A 2895-nucleotide genomic window follows, 5' to 3' on the forward strand; every position below is an offset into this window, starting at 1 on the left:
TCAGTTAAAATTCTCCTGCTAAAGCAGCAACACAACCTTCGCAAATTATGGGATCTTCTGATAAAAACCTCTCTCCTTGTAGGAGAGAGGCTTATTAACCCCCATTCCCTTGCAGGGAAGGGGGGCTGGGGGTTAGGTTTTTAGGGTTCAGAATACAGTTAAAATTCTCCTGCTAAAGCAGCAACACAACGTTCACAAATAGTGGGGTCTTCTGAGGAGACACCAACATGGGTAGAATAATTCCAACAGCGATCGCATTTATGCCCATCTGCTTTGACTACTCCTACTCCTAAAGTATCTGATATTGATTTATATTCAAGATTTTCTAGAGCTTCGGGAGATTCTAATAATTCTACTTGGGAAGTAATAAACAGATAACGTAATTCATCAACTCCATTACCAGCGATCGTGGCTTTAATATTTTTGGGTTTTTGAGGTAAAGTTTCTGTTTCTACTACTTGCGGAACAGGGGGAATATCAACTTTTTGGGGAGGTACAAAAACTCCTTCTGGAGATACTAAGGTTGCTGATTGTTTAACTGTATTGTCTGTTGATTTTTTCTGTTTGGGTGATAAGGCTCCTTTTCCTAATATATCTTCTGCTGTTAATTTGATTTTTTCGGACAAACTTTGCCGAGTTTTAGCTAATAACAAATTATGGGTAACAAAGCGAATTGTGTAGATAAATCCTACTAATTCCATAATATAATTTACTACTGGTATTTGGTTAATTGTTGTTACTACTGTTAATGTTACTCTTATGAACAACAGTAATATAATGACAAAAAATACTGCCCCTAAAAGTTTTTGATATCCACTAAATACTTGAGTCAAAATATCGGAAAAACCTGATAAAAAATCCTGGGGTTGAGCAAAATTAGCAGGAGATTTTTGCGGATTATTAGGAGTTGTATTTTCTGGTTCTGTTTCGATTTGAACTTCGAGAACTTCTGATTTACTTTTTTCTGTTTCAGCAGTAGGGTTAAAAGATTCCATTTGCTCTCGCAATTCTGCATCTTTTACATACAATAATACCTTTGCTTCTAGGGGCGCACCGATGGCTTTTTCTGCTCTTGCTTTTTCTAACACTTTGTTAACTTCAGTGCGAGTTTTTCGTAATTCTTCCCATAATTTAACTAATTCTGGGTTATGCCATTTTGACTCCATTTTCACCCACCCAGACTCAAATACAGATTTGTAGGGAGTCGGATAAGGAAGATTTTGCCAAATATCTTCTGCCATGTGAGGTAAAACTGGAGCGATCGCTTTTGCTAAGTTTTCTACAGCTACAGCTAAGACTGTCTGACAACTGCGCCGTCTGAAAGCGTCGGTCGCACTAATATAAAGTCGGTCTTTGGCAATATCTAAATAAAAGTTGGATAGGTCAACGACACAGAAATTTTGAACTGTTTGGAAGAAGCGGAAATATTGATACTTATCGAAACCATCTTTGACTTCGGCAAACACCTCTGTCATCCGGTGCAACATATAACGATCTAATTCTGGCATTTCTTCATAAGCAACAGCATCTTTTGCTGGATCGAAATCATGGATATTTCCTAACAAAAACCGCGCCGTGTTTCTAATTTTGCGATAAATATCTGCTATTTGTTTGAGAATATTTTTACCGAGGGGTACGTCAGAAGAATAGTCTACGGAGGAAACCCACAAACGCAAAATATCTGCACCATAAGGAGGTTCTTGTTTTTGATTTTTGCCGCCTTCGATAACTATTGACGGGTCTACCACATTTCCCAGAGACTTACTCATCTTGCGACCGTTTTCATCCAGCACAAAACCGTGAGTCAAAACTGTTTTATATGGTGCAACACCATTAGTAGCAATACTGGTCAGCAAACTTGACTGAAACCAACCGCGATGTTGGTCGGAACCTTCCAAATATATATCAACTGGATATTTTAACCCATCCCGTTGTTGAGCAACTGCTGCCCAAGATGAACCGGAGTCAAACCAAACATCCATTGTATCTGTACCTTTCTGATACTTGTCAGCATCTTTACGGTATTTTTCTGGTAAAAGCTCCTCTACCGACATTTCCCACCAAGCGTCAGAACCTTTTTCGGCAATAATTTTTTGCACATGAGCAATAGTCTCCTCAGTCATTAAAGGTTCCCCAGTCTTTTCGTCATAAAATACCGGAATAGGAACCCCCCAACTTCTTTGTCGAGAAATACACCAGTCAGAGCGATCGCTCACCATCGGAGTAATGCGATTTTCTCCTTGAGCAGGTATCCACTGAACATCAGCGATCGCCTTGACTGCTTCATCCCGGAAACCCTCAACAGAAGCAAACCATTGTTCGGTTGCTCGGAAAATAGTTGGTTTTTTGGTGCGCCAGTCGTAGGGATATTTGTGTTCGTAGGGTTCCTCTTTCAGGAGAGAGTTAACATTTTGCAGTGCTTCAATAACAGCAATATTTCCCTCTTTTAATACATTCAACCCAGAAAACTCTCCTGCTTCAGCAGTAAATTTTCCATTGCCATCCACAGGTGACAAAATTGGTAAACTATAACGTTGCCCTACAATATAGTCTTCCTGACCATGACCAGGAGCAGTGTGAACTAAACCCGTACCTGAGTCGGTAGTAACGTAGTCGCCACCAATGAGAATTTTACTTTCCCGCTCAAACAGTGGATGTTGGTAAGTGCAATTTTCCAAATCTTGACCTTTAACCGTCGCTACAGATGTGAAAGTTGTACCGAGAGTTGCCGACAAACGTTCCACTGCTTCTGCTGCAACTATAAATAATTTGTCTTTCCCCATTGCATAGTCAGCATCAGGTTGAACAACAGCATAATTCAGGTCTGGGTTAACACTGACTGCCAAATTACCAGGTATCGTCCAAGGAGTTGTCGTCCAGATGGCAACCCAGTCA

1 protein-coding gene is annotated in these 2895 nt (G+C 40.2%); it reads right to left on the reverse strand.

The window, feature by feature from the left end:
* Positions 1–158: 158 nt before the first annotated feature.
* On the reverse strand, positions 159–2895 hold a 2737-nt coding region (gene ileS, locus F6K22_RS37535), incomplete at its 5' end, for an isoleucine--tRNA ligase (RefSeq protein WP_293109888.1).

The sequence above is a fragment of the Okeania sp. SIO2F4 genome (assembly GCF_010672385.1).
Taxonomy (GTDB): Bacteria; Cyanobacteriota; Cyanobacteriia; order Cyanobacteriales; family Microcoleaceae; genus Trichodesmium.